General features: G+C 47.7%; 22 protein-coding genes and 1 pseudogene. 6 read left to right on the forward strand and 17 right to left on the reverse strand.

What is annotated here, in order from left to right:
- Nucleotides 1–19: 19 nt before the first annotated feature.
- The 6 genes and pseudogenes from LVQ79_RS16885 to LVQ79_RS16910 form a co-directional block, all read right to left on the reverse strand.
- A pseudogene (locus LVQ79_RS16885) lies at nt 20–732 on the reverse strand (ArsR/SmtB family transcription factor).
- Nucleotides 729–1,121, reverse strand: a complete 393-nt coding sequence (locus LVQ79_RS16890) for an amino acid-binding protein (RefSeq protein WP_232865812.1) — start codon at nt 1,119–1,121, stop codon at nt 729–731. Before LVQ79_RS16890 ends, LVQ79_RS16885 begins: the two are co-directional and overlap by 4 nt.
- A complete protein-coding gene (locus LVQ79_RS16895; RefSeq protein ID WP_232865813.1) occupies nt 1,114–1,437 on the reverse strand; it encodes an antibiotic biosynthesis monooxygenase family protein in 324 nt (107 codons plus the stop codon). Before LVQ79_RS16895 ends, LVQ79_RS16890 begins: the two co-directional genes overlap by 8 nt.
- A gap of 232 nt (nt 1,438–1,669) precedes the next feature.
- Complete coding sequence (locus tag LVQ79_RS16900) at nt 1,670–1,834, reverse strand: YnfU family zinc-binding protein (protein WP_226812007.1); 165 nt, start codon at nt 1,832–1,834, stop codon at nt 1,670–1,672.
- A 201-nt stretch (nt 1,835–2,035) separates the two neighbouring features.
- Complete coding sequence (locus tag LVQ79_RS16905) at nt 2,036–3,202, reverse strand: methyl-accepting chemotaxis protein (RefSeq protein ID WP_232865814.1); 1,167 nt, start codon at nt 3,200–3,202, stop codon at nt 2,036–2,038.
- A gap of 198 nt (nt 3,203–3,400) precedes the next feature.
- The gene (locus LVQ79_RS16910; protein ID WP_232865815.1) at nt 3,401–3,991 is read right to left on the reverse strand and encodes a lipid-binding SYLF domain-containing protein; all 591 of its coding nucleotides are present in this window, start codon (nt 3,989–3,991) and stop codon (nt 3,401–3,403) included.
- Between the two features lie 620 nt (nt 3,992–4,611).
- Between LVQ79_RS16910 and LVQ79_RS16915 the strand changes: the two genes are divergently transcribed.
- Nucleotides 4,612–5,337: a substrate-binding domain-containing protein gene (locus LVQ79_RS16915; RefSeq protein ID WP_232865816.1), complete on the forward strand. Its 726-nt coding sequence runs from the start codon at nt 4,612–4,614 to the stop codon at nt 5,335–5,337.
- On the opposite strand, the gene LVQ79_RS16920 is transcribed toward LVQ79_RS16915, so the two are convergent.
- From LVQ79_RS16920 to LVQ79_RS16930, 3 genes are read right to left on the reverse strand one after another with little or no spacing between them, the layout of a single operon-like run.
- A complete protein-coding gene (locus LVQ79_RS16920) occupies nt 5,321–6,073 on the reverse strand; it encodes an ABC transporter ATP-binding protein (protein WP_232865817.1) in 753 nt (250 codons plus the stop codon). The genes LVQ79_RS16915 and LVQ79_RS16920 overlap by 17 nt on opposite strands.
- A complete protein-coding gene (locus LVQ79_RS16925; RefSeq protein ID WP_232865818.1) occupies nt 6,070–7,074 on the reverse strand; it encodes a FecCD family ABC transporter permease in 1,005 nt (334 codons plus the stop codon). The genes LVQ79_RS16920 and LVQ79_RS16925 overlap by 4 nt, the downstream gene beginning before the upstream one ends.
- Entirely contained in the window at nt 7,061–8,116 is a 1,056-nt protein-coding gene (locus LVQ79_RS16930; RefSeq protein ID WP_232865819.1) for an ABC transporter substrate-binding protein, read from the reverse strand. Before LVQ79_RS16930 ends, LVQ79_RS16925 begins: the two co-directional genes overlap by 14 nt.
- Nucleotides 8,117–8,259: 143 nt before the next feature.
- Here LVQ79_RS16930 and LVQ79_RS16935 point away from each other — a divergent pair, with 143 nt between their 5' ends.
- The 3 genes from LVQ79_RS16935 (at nt 8,260) to LVQ79_RS16945 (ending at nt 11,243) form a co-directional block, all read left to right on the forward strand.
- On the forward strand, nt 8,260–9,051 hold the full coding sequence (locus tag LVQ79_RS16935; protein ID WP_232865820.1) for an ABC transporter ATP-binding protein: 792 nt from the start codon (nt 8,260–8,262) through the stop codon (nt 9,049–9,051).
- Nucleotides 9,052–9,282: 231 nt separating this feature from the next.
- The gene (locus tag LVQ79_RS16940) at nt 9,283–10,239 is read left to right on the forward strand and encodes an ABC transporter substrate-binding protein (RefSeq protein ID WP_232865821.1); all 957 of its coding nucleotides are present in this window, start codon (nt 9,283–9,285) and stop codon (nt 10,237–10,239) included.
- Nucleotides 10,239–11,243: a FecCD family ABC transporter permease gene (locus tag LVQ79_RS16945; RefSeq protein ID WP_232865822.1), complete on the forward strand. Its 1,005-nt coding sequence runs from the start codon at nt 10,239–10,241 to the stop codon at nt 11,241–11,243. The genes LVQ79_RS16940 and LVQ79_RS16945 overlap by 1 nt, the downstream gene beginning before the upstream one ends.
- A 265-nt stretch (nt 11,244–11,508) precedes the next feature.
- On the opposite strand, the gene LVQ79_RS16950 is transcribed toward LVQ79_RS16945, so the two are convergent.
- Entirely contained in the window at nt 11,509–12,057 is a 549-nt protein-coding gene (locus LVQ79_RS16950; RefSeq protein ID WP_232865823.1) for a phosphotransferase, read from the reverse strand.
- Nucleotides 12,058–12,079: 22 nt separating this feature from the next.
- Complete coding sequence (locus LVQ79_RS16955; protein ID WP_232865824.1) at nt 12,080–12,370, reverse strand: VF530 family protein; 291 nt, start codon at nt 12,368–12,370, stop codon at nt 12,080–12,082.
- Between the two features lie 145 nt (nt 12,371–12,515).
- Between LVQ79_RS16955 and dsbG the strand changes: the two genes are divergently transcribed.
- Entirely contained in the window at nt 12,516–13,280 is a 765-nt protein-coding gene (gene dsbG, locus LVQ79_RS16960; RefSeq protein ID WP_232865825.1) for a thiol:disulfide interchange protein DsbG, read from the forward strand.
- 24 nt (nt 13,281–13,304) lie between these two features.
- Here dsbG and LVQ79_RS16965 read toward each other — a convergent pair whose 3' ends face one another.
- From LVQ79_RS16965 to LVQ79_RS16985, 5 genes are all read right to left on the reverse strand, one after another.
- The gene (locus LVQ79_RS16965; protein WP_232865826.1) at nt 13,305–14,240 is read right to left on the reverse strand and encodes a zinc-dependent alcohol dehydrogenase family protein; all 936 of its coding nucleotides are present in this window, start codon (nt 14,238–14,240) and stop codon (nt 13,305–13,307) included.
- Between the two features lie 63 nt (nt 14,241–14,303).
- The gene (locus tag LVQ79_RS16970; RefSeq protein WP_232865827.1) at nt 14,304–15,755 is read right to left on the reverse strand and encodes a tagaturonate reductase; all 1,452 of its coding nucleotides are present in this window, start codon (nt 15,753–15,755) and stop codon (nt 14,304–14,306) included.
- A 155-nt stretch (nt 15,756–15,910) separates the two neighbouring features.
- On the reverse strand, nt 15,911–17,350 hold the full coding sequence (locus tag LVQ79_RS16975) for a GGDEF domain-containing protein (protein WP_232865828.1): 1,440 nt from the start codon (nt 17,348–17,350) through the stop codon (nt 15,911–15,913).
- A 171-nt stretch (nt 17,351–17,521) separates the two neighbouring features.
- The gene (gene glsB, locus LVQ79_RS16980) at nt 17,522–18,448 is read right to left on the reverse strand and encodes a glutaminase B (protein ID WP_232865829.1); all 927 of its coding nucleotides are present in this window, start codon (nt 18,446–18,448) and stop codon (nt 17,522–17,524) included.
- 131 nt (nt 18,449–18,579) lie between these two features.
- Nucleotides 18,580–19,377, reverse strand: a complete 798-nt coding sequence (locus LVQ79_RS16985) for a PhzF family phenazine biosynthesis protein (RefSeq protein WP_232865830.1) — start codon at nt 19,375–19,377, stop codon at nt 18,580–18,582.
- A 166-nt stretch (nt 19,378–19,543) separates the two neighbouring features.
- Here LVQ79_RS16985 and LVQ79_RS16990 point away from each other — a divergent pair, with 166 nt between their 5' ends.
- Entirely contained in the window at nt 19,544–20,737 is a 1,194-nt protein-coding gene (locus LVQ79_RS16990; protein WP_064518830.1) for a sugar transporter, read from the forward strand.
- A 43-nt stretch (nt 20,738–20,780) separates the two neighbouring features.
- Here the strand turns inward: LVQ79_RS16990 and LVQ79_RS16995 are convergent, their stop codons facing one another.
- Nucleotides 20,781–21,452, reverse strand: a complete 672-nt coding sequence (locus LVQ79_RS16995) for a MarC family NAAT transporter (RefSeq protein ID WP_232865831.1) — start codon at nt 21,450–21,452, stop codon at nt 20,781–20,783.
- Nucleotides 21,453–21,635: the final 183 nt, after the last annotated feature.

The following is a 21,635-nucleotide window of genomic DNA, read 5'->3' on the forward strand; positions in this document are numbered from 1 at the left end:
TTTGAAGATCTCGTTCTATTCAATTCACAGTGAGCTGGAATAACCGTAAAAAATCGACTTTGCCCTTTTCTGTAATTGCCACTTCTCTGTAACCAGCGATTTTAGTTATCCACCCCTTTTGTTCAAAGAACAGCATCAGTGCAGCACCAGCACTGCCTCCAAGGTGAAATCTTCTCTCGCTCCAGTCAAGGCAAGCACAGGAACTTTTGCGCCTGCTATTAGGGTCGATGAGCACGCCCATATTCTGAAACTGGAGCTTTCCCATCGGCGAAAGCAGATTACCATCAGGAGAAAACCAGCCTTCTTTGAACATGAAGTTATAGATTCCAACAGCAACTTCTCCGGCCATATGGTCGTAGCATGTCCGGGCAACACGTAAATGTGTGGGTGTTTTGGTCTCAAGCGTCTTTCCACTGTGCACTGATACCACCATCAAAGTTTCAAGAAGAGCTGCAATATCGCTTCCAGCCAGGCGGTAATAACGATGCCGCCCTTGAGACAGGCATGTAACTAAGCGGCTATTAAGCAGTTTTGCGAGATGCGCGCTTGTGTTGTTGATGCGGCGATATTGGCAACCGTACTTAATTCTGTTGCCGTCCATGCCCGACCATCCATTAGCGCACAAAGAATGCTGACCCGCGATGGGTCAGCAATAGCCGATGCAACAACTGACATGGATGTTTCGAGATAGTCAGTTTCATCAACAGCAGTTTTTGAAACATTTAAATTCATTCCGCAGGCACTTCCCATTGTTTGGTTACTTTAGCGGCGAGGTCGTTATTGTCGGTCAGAAGAATCAAACGATTATTATGATCGCTATATTGTACATTGATATTAATTCCATTCAGAGCAATGACCTTGGCAATTTCACCAAGCTCTCCAGGCTTTTCTTGTTTTAACTTTCTGATTAATGGCAATGTGATATTTTTAACATTCAAACCAGCCTCGCTAAGCACTTGCCGCGCAAGCTCACCATCTTCAACCAGAAAATGAGCATGGCTTTCATCACCGATGGTAAAAACACCGCCGCCTTCAAGTCCTATCCCACTTTGGCCGAGCAAAGATCCCAGCGATGACAGTGCCCACGGAGTATTGGTAAGAATAACGTTAATATCATACATGGCCAGAATCTCTATTTTCAGATGAATAATCGCGCAGGACATGTGCAACTCTGATTCTGTAAAAAGAAAATATAGATTCCCGCCCTTCAAATTGAGCAGCCTGGTGTTTTAGGTTTTGTTTCCACGCTATGACAGACTCTTCACTTTCCCACCATGACAGCGACAGGATTTTTCCTACGGTATTCAGACTTTGAAAACGCTCAATAGAAATAAATCCTGCAATTTGCTCCAGCTCTGGCTTTAATTCTGCAGCCAGTTGGAGATACCGCTCTTGTTGCGCAGGTATGGCATTCGCTTCAAAAATTACTGCAATCATAATACTGCTCCTGAATGTACGCTTGTGAGGCCTACTATAGGGATTCAATAAGATGATGCTTCGTTGGTAAGCGAAGTATGAATGTTCAGAAGAATTTAAAGCGGTTTCAATCGCCATTACGTGCGCTGATTTGTATGCTCAGCGCAGGTTCTTTGGCTCAATTCGCCAGAGAGAATCTTCATAAAAGAAGAGGATTGCTGGCGTTAGTCGCTACGTGCTGTGGGCAACAGTATTAGCGCGGCACAACAAACAGTGATTTGCATTTTGGGCAGAGCAATGTTTGCCCCTGGCGAATTTTGTTAGCGGGAAAAGAGGCTTTATTTCCACAGATTGGACATGTCACAGTGCCATTTGTGGCGTTACTAAAGCGCTTCATTGCATAATCGAATATAGACATGATGATTAGCCTTTCAATGAATGAGGTTCATCGTATCACGCCCTGATCAAATAGCGCACAAATTATCCAGCAGGCAATTGAACCTTAAATTAATAAAAATATCTGCAGCCAGAAAATTAAAAATTTAACATTAAAAACTGTACCTTAATGCGTTGAATATCCAACAGTTGGGGTACAGTTCAGGTCGTTAATTATGGTAATTTAAAATGTCTGCCAGTGACCTTCTGATGTATGTTTTTCCTGCTTCGTTGGGACTAAGAGCGGAGCCACAGGCATCGTGTTTTTATCTTCACCATTCAAGCGTAAATTATTGGTTCTTTTTTGAAGTTCTACGACCTGGTTTTTTAAAACGTCTGAGGATTCCGCGAGCTCCACAACGACTGCAGCATTACTCAGAGTGACTTTTTCCAGTTCGGACAAAGCAATGGTTATTTGTTGAATACCTTTTTCCTGCTCATTCGTCGATATGAAAATATGCTCCATCAGCATGTTAAGATCATCTGACCCTGAAACGATGTCGTGCATGTTTTTTTCTGCTTCAGATACAAGTTTTGCACCCTGCATTACATTGGTATTTGTTTTTTCAATCAGTGCTTTTATGTTTTTGGCAGACTCAGAGCTTTTTTGAGCTAACACCCGAACTTCACCCGCTACCACTGCAAATCCTTTGCCGTGTTCACCCGCTCTCGCAGCTTCAACTGCTGCATTAAGCGCCAGGATATTCGTCTGAAATGCTATCCCATCAATAATGCTAATAATTTCGGTCATTTTCTTCGAACAATCAGTAATGGATACCATATTCTCCGTGAGTTTATGCATCAACTGACTCCCATGACCTGCAGATTTATGGGCTTCATTGGTTATATCGTTTAACTGACGCGTGTTTTCTGCATTGCTCTTTGTCCCCGCTGAAATCTCTTCCATGCTTGATGCTGTTTGCATCAGCATGGCCGATTGCTGTTCAGTTTTGACTGAGAGTTCGGCACTTTGGTTAGCCAGCGTGCCGGATAAAATGCTGGCCGAATTGGATGATTTTCTTATATCCATGACCAGACTGGATATTTCTTTTGCAAGGCTATTTATCCCTGGAATCAATTTCCCCGCACAGTTATTGCCAAACTCGCGGATAGAAATTGATAAATTCCCTGAGTTTATTTCATCAATATTTCTTTTAACCTCGTTAATCGGCCTCACAAGATATTTAGTCATGTAAAACCATAAACTTGAGATCAAGATAACTCCGACGATGTTCAACATGAGGATGACACTCACATTTGCTACCAGAAGGAATGCCATTAGATCAATGAAGACAAAAGAGGCAGATATAAAAACAAGGATAACGGTTCTTACGCTGTAGTTGTTAAGCATACCTAACCCTATAACATGTTTTGCTGGTTCTTTATTTATTGTCGGTATTGATGAAAAAGCCAGTGCATAATTGAAATTGAAGCTATGTATTGCCATAAGCAAATGAAATAGTTTTTTACACTTCTTTACCCTTCTGCTTTCGAGGCTGGAAAATTACCTATAAAAAAACGGCACCATCGTGCCGTTAGCTTCTCTACATCACTTACTGTTCAGAGCTTCATCTGGCCAGTATTTGTAACCATTAACCATGGCTTGTGCGGCAAGGCCTTTTTCGGTGAGTTCGTATACACCCACGGGTTTAGGCACAGCTACATTGTCCGGAGCGACAGCACTTGCCGAAGCCCCCAGCGCAGGCAACCCTTTATCGTCATATTTAGCCGCGGCATTCGCATCAGCGCCGACAATATAGCCATTCTTAATGAAATTGCTCAGCGCTTTGCTGTCCTTAAACACCAGTACGGTTCGCTGTTGCTTCACCCCCATCCCCAGTCCTGCCCCAGCCTGTGCCATCTTCATATAGGTGTCTTTCCCTGACCTGAGGTCTTTCACAACACCATATCCACTGCCAAATCCAAATAATAAAATCTTACTGCTATTATTGGAGAACACCGCATACCCTTTTGACTTCAGAATCTCACTGCGGGCTTCAGGGTGGACCTTATACAGTTTTATCAGCGTATCAATTCGCATCTGCTGAATGGCACTTCGTTGCTGGCTAGCCGTATCGCCCTTTGCGCTACAACCCGCAATAGCCAAAGCGGCAATTAGAATGAGCTTTTTGTACTTCATCTATATCCTGATTCAAAAAATAGGCGGCAAAACGAACAAATTCTGTTGCCAAATACCAAAAATAAGAATGCGGATTTTATGTTTCAACAGTGTTGCGTGTTATTTAATTTGTGCTGAATTTTATTTTCTTTGTTTAATTTTATACAAAATTTAACTGGAAATAATTTGATGTTAAAGATCAACGTGGCGTGCGCAAAAAGCAGCCAACCACCTAATTAAGTGGATATTACGATGAATGTTATATAAGGTTATTTCTTTACTTGATTATTGACGGAGTCTTTACTCATGAAACGTAAAAGTAAAAATATAGCTGAAGCATATTTCTTTTCGTTCTTAAGCTACTTGGTGACAAAGTGGATTTTTTCTGATCTTTACTATTACATGCCAAAATATCTATATCCCAGGCTATCTATAGTATCGATTTTCTTCGCACTAAGTTTTGGTTTTCTAACCTACAAGTTATATAAACTTATCATTTGGGCATTTACAGATTAATCCCCTGGCGTACTGCCTGAATAATAACGCAGTGCGATTTTGAAATTAACAAAAACCATTAGTAAAAGTTAAGCATGATGGTTTATATCTGCTGAACCAAACCTTCAGCGAGAGAACTAAAAATAATGACTTGCGTTTTACCTTTGCTTGCCGCAGGCAGTTTACGACTGGCTTTAAACCCGCTACTTAACCATTTTACCCATCTCACCGGGATTGAGGTTGCAGCGCAATACGGCCCGGCAGGGTTATTGAGAGAGCGCATTGAAGCGGGAGAACCCTGTGCACTTTTCGCTTCTGCCAACCGGGAGCATCCTCAACACTTACTTGCGACAGGTAAAGCGATCAAAACCGAAACCTTCACCTGGAATCAACTGGTATTAACTACGCAAAAAAACGGCGACTGGCTGGACTTGCTCACTGACCCAGCATTAAGGGTTGGTACATCCACGCCTGGGTGTGACCCGTCTGGTGATTACACATGGGCACTGTTTGATAAACTCGAACAGTTTCACCAAGGTCTCGGGCAGCAACTGCGCCTGCGGGCAATTCCACTGGTCGGTGGCCGTGACACACTCAGCGTTCCGCCAGGTGAACTGGCTAGCGCCTGGATTTTGCGCCAGGGCTTCGCTGATGTTTTTATCGGCTATGCGCATTATGGCAAAGTGTTGGCCGAGCAACCGGATGTCCGTTGCGTCGCGATTGCGCCTGAGCACAATATTCGGTGCGAATATCAGTTGGCTGTGCTCGAAAACTCCGCAGCGGTAATAGCGCTGGTTGAATTTATTCTTAGCCATAAAGGACAAGCGTTTCTGACTAGCGCGGGTTTTTTACCACTCACTTCTCAATCGTAAAGAGTGGCGCAACAAATGGGGTGGCGTAGTTGTCCATCCTTATTTTACGCAACGTTAAACCATACGCTTGATACAGATTCGCTTCATTAACGATGGTATCGGTCGTGCCGGCCAACCATTTCCCTCCAGGCAAAAGTAGCAGCGTATGAGTTGCGACCTGTAATGCATGAACTGGGTCATGGGTGGTAAAAACGATGCCGCGTTGCTGGCGGTGAGCCAGATCGCTAATCAGTTGTAACACTACCTGTTGGTTAGCTAAATCTAGTGCTGAGCAAGGTTCATCCAACAATAAGATTTGGCTGGCAGTCACAAGTGCGCGGGCAATCATTACTAATTGCTGCTGCCCGCCAGAGAGGGAAGTAAAAGGCGTTGAAACCAACTGTGCAATATTTAACTGTTCCAGCGCCTCGATAACTTTATGCTTGTCCTCACTACCCGGCTGTGAAAATAGCTTCACATGCTGCGCCCTTCCCATCAGCACCACATCGCTTACTGTGTACGGAAAGGGCAAGTGCGACTGTTGCGCAACAATACCAATTCCGCCCTCATTCTCTATATTCCCAGCAAGGGGTTTTAATGTACCTGTCAGTGTGTCAAGTAAAGTACTTTTCCCCAAACCGTTACGTCCGAGAACTGCCCAAACATCCCCTTGCTGGCAGTGAAAGCTGAGCGGTTCAAACAACGGCTCTTTGTGTCCATATAACAGTCGCTGAACACGTAGTTCACCCGTTTTCATCGACGGCCTCTGCGGCTTGAGTGTATTAGCAAAAAGGTAAACAGCGGTGCCCCCAATAAAGCGGTGATGATTCCCAGTGGGATTTCGGCTTGCATTAACGTGCGGGCAATATCATCGACGACAATCATAAAACCCCCCCCCATCCAGAATGCTGTGGGGAGCAAACGGCGATGGTCGACTCCCACCAGAAGACGCGCCAGATGAGGAATGACTAATCCCACCCACGCAATACTGCCGCTGACAGCCACCTGTGCTGCGACCAAAAATGCACAGCAAACCAGTACGCTGCGTCGAAGTGGTACCACGGAAACACCCAATGCCTGCGCGTCTTTATCATTAAGTGACAATAAATTAATGCGCCAACGTAACTGGAATAAAATCGCGGTAGAAATCATGACCGGAACAGCCAGCATTATAACTTTATGCCAGTTGGCGGTCGCGAAACTCCCCAACAACCAGAAGACGATGTTAGGTAAAACTTCTTCTGTATCGGCCTGATATTGAATAAGGCTTACCAGGGCTGCAAAAAAACCACTGAGAATGATGCCGGAGAGAATAAGCACCAACGCGTTTTCTCGCCCCTGCAAAGCGGCAATCGCATAGACCAGAATCAATGCACTCAGTCCGAAGAAAAATGTCGACCCCATCATCAATAATGGTTCAAGACCTAGCAGAATCGCCAGTGTGCCGCCAAAGGCTGCGCCTGACGTCACGCCGATGATATGTGGATCAACCAGCGGATTATGGAAAACACCTTGCAGGGTTGCTCCACATAACCCCAGCGCACCACCGGCAAGCAACGCCATCAGAATACGCGGCAGTCTTACCGTCCAGATGACCTGGTTGGCAATACCTTGCGTATCGGAGTAATGCGTTAGCTGATGGAGAACTTCACTGAGCGTAAGTGAATATTGACCTACGCAAAGTGAAGCAACTCCAAGCAACAGCACTGAGATAATCAGTACCAGTTGCTGGGGAATAAATGACTCACTGCTTAGCATCGGTCTGCCAGTTCACACGATAAAAGTTCTGGTAATAATCTTGCGCCTGGGCATCAACATCGACGTTTTTGTAGGCATCCGGATAGAGTTTTTTTGCCATCCACAACTCGCCAATCGCCAGGGCTTCCGGCATCGGGTAACCCCAGGCTTTCGCGTATTCCGGCATTAACCAGACTCGATGGTTTTTCACGGCATCAATACCCTGCCAGTTCGGGTCATTCAGGATTTCAGTTACCACCTGCGGATAGCGATCTTGCACGAAGATAACTTGTGGATTCCACTGTAATACCTGTTCCAGAGAAATCTGGCGCGCCCCTTTTACGCTGGCTGCGGCGACGTTCAGCGCACCTGCGTGTTTCATCATAAGCCCAGTGTATTTTCCTGAGCCATAAGTCATCAAATCAGGGTTCGCCATGTAGACACGCACTTTCTGCGTATCCGGGATATTTGCAACCGGTGCGTTAAATTTCTCGCGCGCCGCAAAGGTATACTTGATGAGTGCTTCACCCTCAGGTTTGCGCCCCACCACATCTGCAATCAGGCGGATACCTTGTTTTAGCCCTTCGTTGTAGGCCTGCTCTTCATCCGCCATCGTCGGATTCATTTTATCCTGCTGCCCGTCAGCATCTTTTCTCAAAGAGACTGCCACGACAGGTATTCCAGCACTTTGAATCTGCTGAATCATCTCAGCGGGTGCATAGTTGGCGACGAATACTACTTGCGGATGAATAGCCAGCAAGCTTTCGATATTTACCGAGGTGAGATCACCCGGCGTCGGCAGCGAGGTAATCTCAGGCATAAAACGTGAAAACTCAGGGCCAAGCTGTTTTTTCCAGCTGGTCATCACTCCTGCTATTTCATTTTGTGCATTGAGCTGAACCAATAGATTCAGGGTCTGATGCTGTAACACCACCACTTTTTCAACATGATCAGGAATAGTAACCTGGCGACCAAGTTGGTCAGTGATGATTCTGTCTGCCTGGGCGTTCAATGCGAAAAACATACTGGCAAGAACCAGTACGATATTACGAAGGATTAACATAATTGCCATCTGGGAAAGGAGTAAATTCGATATATATTAAATTATATAGCGAAGACATTGGCAACTGATTATCGATCCTTACTGCTTGCCAGGCTAAACATGGCTGCTATCCTAAGCGCCATTTTCAGCTAATGACATTGCCAATGAACGCGCCTGAAAGCCTGCTATCTGTTCGTGACCTAACCCACTTCTTTGCCGGTAAAACACCCCAGGTGAATGCGGTGTCATTTGATATTTATCCCGGTGAGTTTGTTTCGATAATAGGGCCAAATGGTAGCGGGAAATCGACTGTGTTACGGCTTATCATCAGCGAACTGCTACCCGCCCGCGGCGAGATTGTGATTCGGGGTAAAGCGTTAAGCAGCATGAAACCCATTGAACGCGCGCGCTCCGTCGCGCTACTGACCCAACATGATAATGCAGATTTACGTCTAACAGTCCGGGAATATGTGGCATTGGGGCGCATTCCCTGGCAGGCCGAATATCCAAATGTCGAACATGAAAAGGCCATTACTGAAGCGATTGATGATGTTGGTATCACGCATTTACAACAGGTTTCTTTGGGGAAATTATCCGGTGGTGAGCGCCAACGAGCAGGTTTAGCCCGTGTTCTGGCACAACAACCGGCTTTGCTGTTGTTGGACGAACCGACCAATCATCTCGACCCACTCGCCCGTCATCAGTTGCTCAGCCTCGTCAGACACAAAAACATCACCACCATTGCGGTGTTGCATGATCTTGAATTGATTCAACCTTTCTCTGACCAGGTTCTGATGATGAACCAGGGGCAACTGATTTGCCGAGGTACGCCGGCGCAGGTTCTGGACTCCCCCTGGCTTGCAAAGATATTCGGTATGCAGAGCCTGCATGTTACACATCCCAACAATGGCAAAACACTGCGCATCTTCGAAGCCCTGCCATCACAATTTGATTGAAATACAAATAACTAAGCATTGTTTGATCTGACCAGACCTATTCACCCCATCAATTCCTGTATGGTGCGGCGGTTTATCAGGAAGCGAGAGTTTCGCTTTCGGTTCTACCGTTTTAGCGCACGTCGCTATCCGGGAAGTGTGCTCAGGTGAGGTTCCATTCTGGACACCCTGTCCCCGCTATTCATGTCTGCAAGGTCAGTCACTTGCGGCAATAGTGAATCAGGAGTATGTGTGAAAAAATCAATTCTGGCGGCGTTACTGACCGTGATTTCTGGCGGCGCGGGTGCCTCTGGCTTCCCGGTCACCGTCGATAACTGTGGTAAACCAATGACGTTTACCGAGGCACCTAAGCGCATGGTCGTTCATGACATCAATATGTCTGAAATGGCCTTCGCTCTACATCTACAACCAAAAATCGTAGGCGTCAGTGGCATTTCTGGTTGGTACAAAAATATCCCGGCATTTACTCGTTTGCAGGGTTCTATCCCGGAGATTGCACCCAAATACCCTTCGATGGAAACGTTACTGGCGGCAAAGCCCGACCTGTTCTTCGCAGGCTGGAATTACGGTTTACGTGGTGATGTCACGCCTCAGGCACTGGCAAAATTTAACATCAAGACGCTGATCCTGAGTGAAAGTTGTATCCACGTTAATAGCCATCGCCCACGCGCCAGTATGGAGCTGCTATATGGCGATATGCTGCGCCTGGGGAAAGTCTTTGGCAAAGAAGAAGATGCCGTGAAATTGGTCGATAGTTGGAAAAGGGAGGTTGCGAACTTAACCCAAAAGACTGCCGGGCATAAACCAGTGCGCGTTTTCCTCTACGACTCAGGCGAAGATAAGCCTTTCACCAGCGGTGCGTATGCCATGCCAACGGCAATTATCGAAGCTGCTGGCGGTAAAAACGTCATGGACACGATGGATAAAAGCTGGGCCGCGACCAACTGGGAAAGTGTTGCTGCCGCGGAGCCTGAGTTTATTATTCTTATGGACTATCAGTCTGACTATAACGGTGGCGCTGATGGATTACGGCGTTTCCTGGAACAACATCCGCTGATGAAGAATACGCCAGCGGTGCTTCATCATCGCTATCTGAAACTGAAGTATCAGGAACTGACACCAGGCCCTGCCAATATCACCGCGATTACTAAACTTGCCCGCGCATTTTATCCGGCAGCATTTAACTAATGTTCGTAAACAAGCGTTTTTTGCTGGTATGGATAGTCGCCCCGCTTTTGCTTGCGGGGCTCGTTCTGGCAAGTGTTGCGAATGGCAGCGTGCCACTCTCATTTTCACAAGTGTTGACCTCCCTCGGCCTGGTGCATGGTGAGGTCGATCCGATGATAAAAAGCATCGTGCTCGAATTACGGCTACCACGCACGATACTGGGCATGATTGCCGGTGCCGGGTTGGCTCTGGTCGGTTCCTTGCTACAAACCACCACGCGCAACGATTTAGCCGATCCCTTTTTATTCGGCCTCTCTTCTGGTGCTTCTGCAGGCGTGGTGCTGGTGATAACCCGTCTTGGCGACAGTCTGGGTTCGTGGACATTACCCATAGCCGCATTTGTCGGAGGGATGCTGTCTGCCGCGGCCGTGATGATTATCTTTATGTCGCAATCACATAAAGGAACTGAAAAGCTGATTATATGCGGGCTGGCGGTGTCATTTTTATTTGGGGCGTTGACCAACTTCTTGATTTTTTCCGGCGATCAGCGGGCTGCCAGCAATGCACTGTTTTGGGCGCTTGGCGGTTTAGGTTATGCACGCTGGGAAAATCTCGGATTTGCCGCTACCGCACTGGTCATTCTCATTGTGCTTATCTCACGACGCTGGCGAGCCCTCGATGCCCTGTTGGCTGGAGAGCAAACCGCCTGGTCACTGGGTATTAACGTCAATCGCTTACGAACCGAGGTTTTCCTCTGCTGTTCTATGGCCACTGCAATCCTGGTTTCGCTAACCGGTGTGATTGGTTTTGTTGGGTTGATGGTACCGCATCTGGCGCGTCCCTTTGCCGGAGTGCGTCACCGAAGATTATTACCACTGGTGGGTATAATGGGCGCAATCCTGCTCTCTGCCGGTGACATTCTTAGTAGAACACTCGCAGCCCCTCAGGAACTGCCAATTGGGATTATCACCGCCGGTGTCGGCGGAGTGTTTGTCCTGGTGATTCTGCTACGCCGCGTCAGCTAAATACTAAGCATCACTACGGCGACGGCCTATCCTAAGAATTGCCGTAGCTGAGTTAGCCATGTTGGCAAATGTCTGCGATACCAATCGATATATTTGCTGAGATCAGCCTTATGGTTGCGAGAAAGAATATAGAGGACTTCGGTGACTATCCATAGTTTGCAGATAGCAATCTCCTGAGCCAGCGCTGCGGCATCAGTGGATGGTAAAACTTCTTGATATCGTTTTGCGATATGAATGTAATCAGAGATGTTTCCCATCCCTTTAATTAAGGGGCGAGGTCAATTGCCGGGCTGCCGGTACTGAATCGCTCCCAGTCATATAACACCACTTCTCCCTGATCTCTTATTCCCCAATTCCCTGCATTGGTATCACCAGAGATAAGCGATTGCGGGCTAAACAGGCATGCGCCATATTTTTCAATATCGAGAACAATCGCAACAGACTCATTCGGTAGCTTCAGCAGCTCAAGCGCGCTTGCAGTTTTGTTCTGCAGCCAATGGTGGTGTTTAAAGGCCCAATGCTTATCGACGGGGTATTGATGAATACGCGTAATAGTCGTCAACACGTCGCGGCGTTCCGCTAACGCATGTTGACTCATAGCGTGGGGAATATATTCCAGGGTTAATGTCTGGGTTTCGGCATCGCAAGCTAACAACTCGGGTATAGCGATACCTGCGGAGCGAAATGACGGAGCAACATATTGATAGAATTGAAACTCGACTGTACTGCTCGGGCTTTTTTCAATGCATTCGATACCATGGAATGACGTTCGACGAACACGGGCAGCCCCCATTTTTGCCAGACAATCACTCATCACTTCACCCCGCTATTGGTTGCTACTCCTGGTCTTTCTTGCTTTGCCAGTTGGCCCACGGGCTATCAGCTGGAAGGCCTTGCGGCGCCTCGTTTGTTGTCTCTACCATATCGATATACAGATCTTCGACTTCTTTACGCGCCCATGGCGTGCGGCGCAAAAATTTGAGGCTGGACTTCACGCTTGGGTCGCTCTTGAAACAATTGATATTGATAAGTTTTGCCAGTTTTTCCCAGCCGAAATGTGCAACTAACGCATTCACAATAGCTTCAAGCGTCACGCCGTGCAGAGGGTCTTTTGATGAGTGGGTCATAATGCGTCCAGTAGATCTAAATAATTGCGCATAAGATAACAAAATAACGCGGCCTCATCTTTCTAAACGAGAACTTTCCTTACAAGCGTACGACATGTAGCCTACCCGGGCATACATTCATCAAGAGAATGATAAGGAATACGTAATGAAACATGCAGTATGGACCCTGTCGCTTGCCCTGCTCACCAGCACTTCTGCGCTGGCAACTGAGGCTAAACTCCCTGCCCCAATTACCGCCTTACAGCAGCAAGGATTTGAACTAAAAGGTGAATTTAAAGGCCCTGGCGACCTGGCAGGCTACGTGATGCAATTCCAGGGGCAAGGCACAACCGTGTTTCTGACCCCGGATAAACAGCATGCAATTATGGGCAATCTGGTTGATGCCAGCGGGAAAAACCTCAGCGATGCGCAAGTCGAGAAATGGGTTTATGCGCCCATGGCCAAAGAGATGTGGCAGAAACTTGAGAAAAACCACTGGATAGCAGCAGGAAAAGCAGATGCCCCGCAAATTGTCTATGCGTTTGCCGATCCTTACTGCCCGTACTGCACTCAATTTTGGCAAAATGCGCAACCCTGGCTGAATTCAGGAAAGGTACAGTTGCGTGTCTTAATGGTTGGGATGTTACGACCGGACAGTGGGCAAAAAGCCGCAGCAATCATGATGGCTGACGATCCGGCTAAAACACTGGCGGAATATGAGAGTAGCAAAGGGAAATTGGCACTAAAAATCCCGACAACCATCAAACCTGAAATCACGAAAGCGCTGGAAGATAACCTGGCGTTAATGGATGAACTCGGCGGCACGGCCACTCCTTCTATTTATTACCTCAATAAAGATGGGCGTCTGCAACAACATCAGGGCCTGCCTGATGAAGAAACCATGAAAACGATCATGGGCGGCGATAAGTAACCACCCAAGGGTGACGTTGTCACGTTACATCGCCAAAACTGGCTTGCAACGTCGCCCTGAAACAGCAAATTCCCGTAATGCATCGCGCCACTTCGCCAATGGAAATAGCTTAACATCGGGTAACTGGCTGTTCGCAAGTAGCGGCCAAAGCTCGACGAACCACTGCTGCCATTCTCTTGAGTCAGTCACAGCCAGGGTATCGCGCAGATGAAATCTCTGAGGTCTTGTTGCGTAACTTTTGGCTTGATAGGGTTCACCACTCAACAGGCCGTAGGAAACAAAATCTGCTTCGGCCTGAAGATGAGATAGCAGCAAAGTCGCAAGGCTCCCGCCCACCGCATCGAAAACCACATCGGCCTGCTGTGCAATAATCCGCAGCGCTTCATGATCATCCATGATAAGCGGCCTAATGCCGTCCTGAAGCAACATAGCTTTTTGATCTTCTTTACGGCACACACCAACAACTTCTGTCGCGCCCTGAATAGTGGCCCACTGAGCAAGCAATACCGCGCAGGAGGAGTTTGCCGCGGTTAGTAACACGCGCCTCCCTCGCACCGGCCATTGTTTAAGCATCATGAATGCCGCAAGCGGGTTGATATATCCTCGGGCAGCCAATAGATCGGGAATGTTATCAGGGACAGGTACAGCCCATTGCTGTGGGCAATCAACCCATTGTTGCCAGGTACCGTCACCGCGTAACGGTAAAACGCGTTTACCAATCCACTCGGGATTATCCGCATCGATAACTACACCAACACCTTCGTAGCCCACTATTCGCGGCGGCATCACACGATGACGATAAGCACCAGTTATCGGGATAAGGTCTGAAGGATTGACGGGGGCATAACGCATTTGTACGCGCAGCATTGCGCAAGGACGCGGAGTAAGTTCTGCCTGCTCAAGAGTAATGACGTGTTCTGGTTGGCCAAATTGCCGGAACCAGAGTGCAGAATTGTGCATAAAAAAAGTGCCTCTAAGCTAAGCCTGGAGGCACTATATCAAGGTTTTCTACCGGTTTGGCACTTAGCAGTAACGAGCTACTGCGGTACGCATACCCTGAGTCAGAATAACCTGCAAATCTTCGCTAACTTTAGCAACCAGACCTGGAACCTGAGTCAAATCCTGGCCCCAATGATCGCTATCGCACAGTACCGCTTCAACCAACTGCTGCTCGGTGATCTGTTTGTCGCCAAGTGAAGTCCACAGTTGCTGATAACGCACCAACCAATGCTCGTCATCCTGTAACGGATAGCTTTCGTTGTTACGCTCGCCTTTATAGAAGGCAATCAGTGCTGCCAGTGCGAAAGTCAGACGCGCAGGTAAAGTACCGTTCGCCTGCTGGCCTGCCAGCAATTGCGGCAGAATACGGGTACGGAACTTGGTCATGCCGTTCAGCGCGATAGACAGCAGTTGGTGCTGAATATATGGGTTCTGGAAACGGCTGGTTACCGCTTGTGCGAATGACTGTAATTCATCACGTGGCAGATCCAGTACCGGGATGATTTCTTCAGCGATGGTCTTTTCTACGAAGCCACAAACTTCGGCATCGTTCATAGACTCACCAACGGTGTTCAAACCAGCCAGATAAGCAACCGGAACTAACGCAGTGTGAGCACCATTCAGGATCGCAACCTTACGTTCTTTATAAGGTTTGATGTCATCAACGATCAGCACGTTCAGCGGATATTTATCCAGACGCAGCTCTTGCGCGAGTGACGCAGGCCCCTGAATAACAAACAGGTAGAAGTGCTCAGCAGCAGCCAGGAAGCTATCTTTGTAGCCCAAAGATTTTTCAATATCGGCAGCTTCGTCACGCGGATAACCCGTAACGATACGGTCCACCAGCGTAGAACAGAATGTGTTAGCGTCGTTCAACCATTGGATGAATGCTGCAGGCAGCTCCCACTCTTGTGCATAACGCAGAACCAGTTCTTGCAGTGCGTCACCGTTGTAATCGATCAATTCGCAAGGAATGATAACCCAACCTTTATCCGCAGCACCGTTGAAGTGAGTAAAGCGTTCGAACAGCAAACGGGTCAGCTTAGCCGGGTAGCTTACCGCTGGCGCATCTTCAAACTTATCGCCTGCATGGTAGCTAATACCCGCTTCGGTGGTGTTAGAGAACACGAAACGCATGTCTGGGTTATGTGCCAGTTTCAGGTACGTTTCATATTCTTGATAGACGTTGATTTCACGGGTAACGGAGCGAATCAGACGCGAGTCACTTACCGCTTCGCCCTGCTCGTTCAGACCACGGATAACCGTAGTATATAGCCCATCCTGGGTAGATAACGACGGCGGGAATGCGCTGTCGATAGGACGTACGATAACAACGCCCGCGTCTAAGTCCGTGTGTTCATTAAGAAGATCGACTTGCCAGTCGATGAAAGCACGCAGGAAGTTGCCTTCACCAAACTGGATAATACGTTCAGGGTATTGGGCGCCAGGGAAGTCTTGACGATTAAGTGTTTTCACTATGTTGTTCCTTGGTGTGTACAGGATGAGCGACCATAAAAATCCTGTCCAAATTACCAGAACTCAACGAAGTGAAACCCCGTTTTGATCAAGTTAGAGTTGTTATACCAATTATTTTTACACCCATTTTTGGTAGAACAACTCTCTATCTGCGACTAACTATTGATAGCCAGTTCTTTAAAGGTGGCGGTGCTTGTTTGATTGCGGCCATTGCGCTTGGATAAATAGAGGTATTTATCTGCCTCCGCCAACAGCGAGTTAAACACATCAAGCAGCGGCTCATTTTTAGGTGTTGCAACAGCAAGGCCAATACTGACGGTAATAAATAATGTTTGTTGCTGATAACGAAACGCTGTGAGTTCTATGCTCTGGCGAATTTTCTCCGCAATCTTATACCCCTCATCTTCGGAATCGGTGCTACAAGCCACCACAAACTCCTCGCCGCCAAGACGTGCCACCAGCCCTTTATCACCCACCGCCTTTCTTAATTGCCCGGCAAAAGCGCTTAACACGACATCACCACATTCATGACCATAGTTGTCATTGATACGTTTGAAATAATCGATATCCAACAGCATCACAGACAATTTTTGCCCGGGTGTATGCATTAACGGCGCGGTAATTTTCAGTGCTTCATAAAGGCCTGAACGAGAATGCACACCGGTAAGATAGTCATAATCGGCACGCAGCGAGGTCTGTTTAATCAGGCGGTTAATGGCATCTACGCTGACCGACACGATCAGCGGGCAAACCGCCATAGTGGCAATCCCCAGACGTGCAGAGAACATTTCATTTACCACCAGCGGATGGCTATCGTGAATCACCACTATTGAGTTGGCGACCAGAACAATCTCGATAGCGCCGGTTAAAAACGTAACCAACGCAGTCATCGGCAATGGGTAGCGGATTGCACACCAGATAAGGGCTGGCAACGGGAACGCCAGACTCCCTGAACCACCAATTACCACTGAGGCAATCACCGAAATGATAACGCCCAGCAATGGGTACAGTTTCGAAAAATGAAAAGCGGGCATCTTGCCCCACTGCGGCCATTTAGCCATAAGCAAAAATGGCATCATCAGGACGCCGGTAGAGAATTGCTCACTAAACCAATCAGCATACAGTGGGACAAACTGACGATAGTCTGATGAAGGACCAAGGGAGCCCAAAGATCCTAATAAAGAACTGAGCACCGAACCAATAAGGCAAAAATAGAAAAGTTTAAAGGCATTAATTGCCCAATTATTTTCATCTTCATCCCGGGAATAACGGAGTAATAGCAGGGCTACAATGATAATAAACACCATATTGGAGAGATTTATTATCGCTGATTGCCAACCCCAATGCGTGGTAAAGGCGTCGTAAACCACCATCGCGCTATAACAGAGGAAATAATATACAGGGCGATTCAGGAACGGGTTGCGCACAAACACGGCAGCCAGCACGGCATTCAGCGGCCAGAACAGAGAAAGCTCATCAATCAGGCGAAGTGAAGCCCCAAAGAAGTAAAACAATGTAGTAATAACAAATATATTGATGGCGTTAGCCAGCCGTTTTTCAGGCGAAAAGATCATAAATTTATTTTGATTAGACATGCTGTATTAACTCATATTTATGCATGCACTGCTTAATAAAATAATACAACGAGATGAGTGCAAAAAATGAATTTTAGCTTAGCATATTTTATCTGGTACGACCTGCGACCAACGAGATAAAACTTATAAGCCTGATTCATCAGGCTCTAATATGCCTGCCTTACGAAAGTCTTAGAAAATTGAGCGGCCAATTCGCTGCGCCAGAATCTCAAGCGCTGCCGTTCCCGCAAGCGAGTTCCCCGAAGCATCCAATTCCGGGCACCAGACAGCAATCGACATCTCGTGGGGCACAACGGCAATGATTCCCCCGCCGACACCCGACTTACCTGGCATCCCGACACGATAGGCAAACTCACCGGCACCATCATACATTCCGCTGGTGACCATCAATGCATTAATCTGCCGCGCTTGTTGAGCCGTAATAACAGGATCATCAAGATGCAATGCGCGCCCCTGGTTTGCCAAAAACAGGAAGGTTTTCGCCAATTCAGTACAGCTCATTTTCAACGCGCAGTAGTGGAAGTAATTTTGCAGAACGGTAATCACGTCGTTATCGAAATTGCCGAATGATTTCATAAGCCAGGCAATCGCCGCATTACGGGCCGAATGTTCAAACTCAGATTTCGCTACGCGTGAGTCATAAGCCAGGTCAGGTTGCTCCGCAAGCACACGCACCACTTCCAGCATACGTTGCCTCGGCGCACTCAAACGAGTTTGCAACATATCGCATACCACTAACGCGCCGGCATTAATAAACGGATTACGGGGTTTACCTTGTTCAAGCTCCAACTGGAGTAAGGAATTGAATGGTTGCCCTGATGGCTCTTTACCCACGCGTTGCCAGATTTCGTGCTCGTCATAGCGCGCCATTGCCAACGCCAGACTCAGTACTTTAGAGATCGACTGAATGGAGAAGCGCTCAGTTGCATCCCCTGCGCTAAATACCTCACCTTCTACGGTGCAAACTGCAATACCTAGCTTATCTCCTGGAATTTCCGCCAGTGCAGGAATGTAATCCGCCACTTTACCGCGACCAATTAATGGCCGAACCTGCGTGAGAATATCTTCCAGCAATTGATTATCTAACAGACCTGGCACTGCAAACTCCTGATTGGCGGGTATTTTACGCCCGCCATTATATCAGACCACCGCCACGGCAGGCAGATGAAAACGCGCAGCAGCGCTTTCCAGCCGATGTAATTCATCCCGTTGTTTCAAGTGAAAACAACTCAACTGCGCAGAAATACTTTCCCAATCAAATAAGTTGCAGCTTTACCCGCTATAAGCACTCTGTCGCCAACGAGTTGACAGCGCAAATCACCACCACGGCTGGAAACCTGACGAGCCAACATCTGTGTTTTGCCTAACCGTTGCGCCCAGTAAGGAATCAACATGGTGTGAGTTGACCCGGTAACCGGATCTTCGGTAATTGCCGCAGCAGGTGAGAAGAAACGGCTGACAAAATCGTAACCTTCAATTTCGGCAGGTGCCGTGATGCAGACCTTTTGGTTGAGCTTGAGCATCAATTGAATATCAGGATTTACCGCTTCAACCTGCCGTTGATTCTCGAGCAGAACGGTATAAGTGCGCCCAAGCCTGACTTCCTGGTAATCACTAATCCCCAGACAATCGAGCAGTAATTGTGGCGGCTCAACAGGCTCGCTGCTGGTTGCCGGGAAATCCAACGTTAACCAGTCACCATTACGGGTAACCGTCAGTGGGCCAACGAAACGGGTAGTAAAGTGGATTGTGGCCTCAGGGTAATTGAGATATTCAAAAATCACATGCGCCGTTGCAAGCGTTGCGTGGCCACAGAGATTAATTTCCCCCTGCGTGGTGAACCAGCGCAATTCAAAGCCATCATCTGTAGTAATAAAAAAAGCTGTTTCTGACTGGTTATGCTGGCGAGCCATTGCCAGCAGGGTTTCATCAGGCAGCCAATCCGTAAGTGGACACACCGCCGCTGCGTTTCCACCAAAAGTGGTATCGGTAAAGGCATCTACCATATAAAAATCAATTTGCTGCATCGCGTTTTCTCCACCACCTATCCCAGTTACATACCATGCCATGAGAGGCAGGATTAACAGCACAATTAAATGAGACTTAAATCACAAAATTGGTTGTATGGCTGGATCGATGGTTTTATGATCACCGCCTCTCCTAACAGTTCATTTATCAGCGCGAAACCAATCTATGACAATAAGTAATGTCTCACGCAAAACGGCATGGTTACGCGTCGTAACACTGGCGGTTGCGGCCTTCATTTTTAATACCACCGAATTTGTTCCCGTCGGTTTGCTTTCCGATATCGCCAGTAGTTTTGGTATGCAAACTGCAGAAGTCGGGATCATGCTGACTATCTACGCATGGGTCGTTGCGCTGATGTCCCTGCCATTTATGTTATTGACCAGCCAGGTTGAGCGTAAACGGCTGCTGATTGGCATCTTTACCTTGTTTATCGCAAGCCATGTGCTCTCTTTCGTGGCCTGGAACTTCACCGTGCTGGTAATAAGCCGCATTGGTATCGCATTTGCTCACGCTATTTTCTGGTCGATAACCGCATCTCTGGCCATTCGTATGGCACCTGCGGGTAAAAAAGCTCAGGCGCTGAGCTTGATTGCAACCGGCACTGCGCTGGCGATGGTTTTAGGTTTGCCGCTTGGGCGCGTAGTCGGCCAGTATTTCGGCTGGCGCACCACCTTCTTCGCCATCGGCGTGATAGCCGCCCTGACCCTATTTTGTGTTATCAAGCTGCTGCCTAAATTACCAAGCGAACATTCTGGCTCACTGAAAAGTTTGCCACTGCTGTTCAAACGTCCGGCGTTAATGAGTCTGTATGTTCTGGTAGCAGTAGTCGTAACCGCGCATTACACCGCCTATAGCTACATCGAGCCATTTGTACAAACCGTGGCAGGCCTTAGCGCCAACGTAGCCACCTTCCTGTTGCTGGTTCTTGGTGGTGCCGGGATTATTGGTAGCGTGATGTTTGGAAAGTTGGGCAACCGCCATTCATCTATGCTGGTTAGCGGCTCAATCGGCTTGTTAGTTCTTTGCCTTGCATTGCTCTTGCCCGCGGCACAAAGCACAGTGAACCTGACTATATTAAGCCTGTTCTGGGGCATCGCTATTATGATTATTACGCTGGGTATGCAGGTAAAAGTACTCGCGCTGGCCCCGGATGCAACAGACGTCTCAATGGCGCTTTTCTCAGGGATTTTTAATCTTGGGATTGGTGCGGGCGCGTTGGTTGGAAACCAGGTCAGCCTGCATTTTGATATGTCGAGTATCGGGTTGGTCGGTGCGGTTCCAGCCCTGGCAGCGCTTATCTGGTCGGTGTTGATATTCCGTCGCTGGCCCGTATCGCTTGAAGAGCAACAAAGCCACTAAGTGAGTTAAGGGCTACGGTCTGATACCGCGGCCCTTATCAAACTTACTTCGCTGGGAAGTGGGTAATAATTTCCAGCACACCGTTAATAATAAATTGCACACCCATACAAACTAGCAAGAAGCCCATCAGACGGGAAATTGCCTCAATACCGCTTTTGCCGACCAGACGCATAATCGCGCCAGAGCTGCGCAAACTACCCCATAAGATCACGCCCACCAGCGCAAAGATTATCGGTGGCGCCACCAACACAACCCAATTAGAGAAATTGACGCCGTGTTCAATCGTTGACGATGAACTGATAATCATCGCAATGGTACCAGGGCCCGCAGTGCTTGGCATCGCAAGCGGCACAAACGCGATATTGGTATCCGGCTCTTGTTCCAGTTCCTCAGCCTTGGTGTGCGCCTCGGGGGACTCATGTGCCTTTTGTTGCGGGAATAGCATCCTGAAGCCAATAAACGCAACAATCAAGCCACCCGCAATACGCAGACCCGGTATCGAAATACCGAACGTATTCATCACAACTTGCCCAGCGTAATACGCAACCATCATGATGATGAAGACGTTGACTGACGCCATCAACGCGGTTTTATCACGCGCTTTTTTGTTCATATCTCCGGCAAGGCCGAGGAACAATGCCACTGTGGTCAATGGGTTAGCCAGCGGCAGTAGCACCACTAACCCAAACCCTATGGCCTTAACCAATTCCATCATCTTTAGTCCTTAATTAAGGTGATTTACTGCGCCGCTGAGTATAGCAGCCAACCTTCTGCGTTTACGTTATCGGATTTGTATCAATGTTAAAAACTGTACCGTTTTAGCTATTCGTGTCATCGCAGAATCATCACGTTGACTTATGGTTGCCTGAGCAATAATATCTGCCGTGATTAAATATAC

Source organism: Buttiauxella cochleicola (assembly GCF_021282405.1).
Classification (GTDB): Bacteria; Pseudomonadota; Gammaproteobacteria; order Enterobacterales; family Enterobacteriaceae; genus Buttiauxella; species Buttiauxella massiliensis.

Bases quoted from the DNA above. Each gene is read 5' to 3' on its own strand.
- LVQ79_RS16890 (WP_232865812.1), bottom strand. From the start codon at position 1,121: ATGTATGATATTAACGTTATTCTTACCAATACTCCGTGGGCACTGTCA.
- LVQ79_RS16895 (WP_232865813.1), bottom strand. From the start codon at position 1,437: ATGATTGCAGTAATTTTTGAAGCGAATGCCATACCTGCGCAACAAGAG.
- LVQ79_RS16900 (WP_226812007.1), bottom strand. From the start codon at position 1,834: ATGTCTATATTCGATTATGCAATGAAGCGCTTTAGTAACGCCACAAAT.
- LVQ79_RS16905 (WP_232865814.1), bottom strand. From the start codon at position 3,202: ATGCTTAACAACTACAGCGTAAGAACCGTTATCCTTGTTTTTATATCT.
- LVQ79_RS16910 (WP_232865815.1), bottom strand. From the start codon at position 3,991: ATGAAGTACAAAAAGCTCATTCTAATTGCCGCTTTGGCTATTGCGGGT.
- LVQ79_RS16915 (WP_232865816.1), top strand. From the start codon at position 4,612: ATGACTTGCGTTTTACCTTTGCTTGCCGCAGGCAGTTTACGACTGGCT.
- LVQ79_RS16920 (WP_232865817.1), bottom strand. From the start codon at position 6,073: ATGAAAACGGGTGAACTACGTGTTCAGCGACTGTTATATGGACACAAA.
- LVQ79_RS16925 (WP_232865818.1), bottom strand. From the start codon at position 7,074: ATGCTAAGCAGTGAGTCATTTATTCCCCAGCAACTGGTACTGATTATC.
- LVQ79_RS16930 (WP_232865819.1), bottom strand. From the start codon at position 8,116: ATGTTAATCCTTCGTAATATCGTACTGGTTCTTGCCAGTATGTTTTTC.
- LVQ79_RS16935 (WP_232865820.1), top strand. From the start codon at position 8,260: ATGAACGCGCCTGAAAGCCTGCTATCTGTTCGTGACCTAACCCACTTC.
- LVQ79_RS16945 (WP_232865822.1), top strand. From the start codon at position 10,239: ATGTTCGTAAACAAGCGTTTTTTGCTGGTATGGATAGTCGCCCCGCTT.
- LVQ79_RS16950 (WP_232865823.1), bottom strand. From the start codon at position 12,057: ATGAGTGATTGTCTGGCAAAAATGGGGGCTGCCCGTGTTCGTCGAACG.
- LVQ79_RS16955 (WP_232865824.1), bottom strand. From the start codon at position 12,370: ATGACCCACTCATCAAAAGACCCTCTGCACGGCGTGACGCTTGAAGCT.
- dsbG (WP_232865825.1), top strand. From the start codon at position 12,516: ATGAAACATGCAGTATGGACCCTGTCGCTTGCCCTGCTCACCAGCACT.
- LVQ79_RS16965 (WP_232865826.1), bottom strand. From the start codon at position 14,240: ATGCACAATTCTGCACTCTGGTTCCGGCAATTTGGCCAACCAGAACAC.
- LVQ79_RS16975 (WP_232865828.1), bottom strand. From the start codon at position 17,350: ATGTCTAATCAAAATAAATTTATGATCTTTTCGCCTGAAAAACGGCTG.
- LVQ79_RS16985 (WP_232865830.1), bottom strand. From the start codon at position 19,377: ATGCAGCAAATTGATTTTTATATGGTAGATGCCTTTACCGATACCACT.
- LVQ79_RS16990 (WP_064518830.1), top strand. From the start codon at position 19,544: ATGACAATAAGTAATGTCTCACGCAAAACGGCATGGTTACGCGTCGTA.
- LVQ79_RS16995 (WP_232865831.1), bottom strand. From the start codon at position 21,452: ATGATGGAATTGGTTAAGGCCATAGGGTTTGGGTTAGTGGTGCTACTG.